Origin of the sequence: Lysobacter zhanggongensis, assembly GCF_046638635.1 — a bacterium.
Lineage (GTDB): Bacteria > Pseudomonadota > Gammaproteobacteria > Xanthomonadales > Xanthomonadaceae > Novilysobacter > Novilysobacter luteus.
In genome coordinates this window covers 1-620 of sequence record NZ_JBJXHK010000184.1, presented here as the reverse complement: position 1 = coordinate 620, position 620 = coordinate 1, and the positions used below count along the sequence as shown (strand labels likewise).

Sequence of the window (620 nt, the reverse complement as noted above, 5' to 3'; positions counted from 1 at the left end):
GCAGCAGCGCCGCGCCGCGGGACCGGCGGGTGGCGCTCACCGCAGCCCTCCCATGAACCCGTCCTCGGCCTGGCCGCCGGCCTGCGGCAGCGCCACCACCAGCGCCGGCCACGCGCGCTCGTCGGCGTCGCTGATGGTCACTTCCACCAGCAACGGCAGCCGGTCGCTGGCCTCCCAGTCGTCCTGCCAGTCGCCGAGTTCGCCGCTCTCGCGGTCGATCGCGCGGTAGCGGAAGCTCGCGGCGCCGATGCCGTCGACCAGTGTTTCCGGCGGTCGCGGTTCGTTCGGTTCGATGGTCTCGCCGGCCAGCACGAGGCGGAAGTCCACCTCGATCCGCGTCTCGCCTCCTTCGGTGTGGACGCGCAGATCGTGCAGGTGGGGGCCGCCGCGGCCGAGGTAGTCCGGCAGGTCGGCGACGAACTGCATCCGGTCGGGACCGCCGACGAAGCGTTGCGGCACCAGGGTGTCGTCGTCGGTGGCGAACGCGAGCGGCCGCGCGGCGGCGATGCGCTTGCGCAGGAACCCCTCGACCGCGCGGATGCGCTCGTTGCGCTCGGCCAGTGCCTCGCCGCGGCGCGTGGCCTGGGTGGCCGCGCCGAGGGTCGAGAAGGCGATGGCCA

The 620-nt window shown here is 74.2% G+C and carries 1 protein-coding gene; it reads right to left on the bottom strand.

Annotated elements, in window-relative coordinates; genetic code table 11:
* Positions 1-36: 36 nt before the first annotated feature.
* Positions 37-620 (bottom strand): type II secretion system protein J (locus ACKVMH_RS13595; RefSeq protein WP_412700678.1); only part of this gene is annotated, 584 nt, incomplete at its 5' end.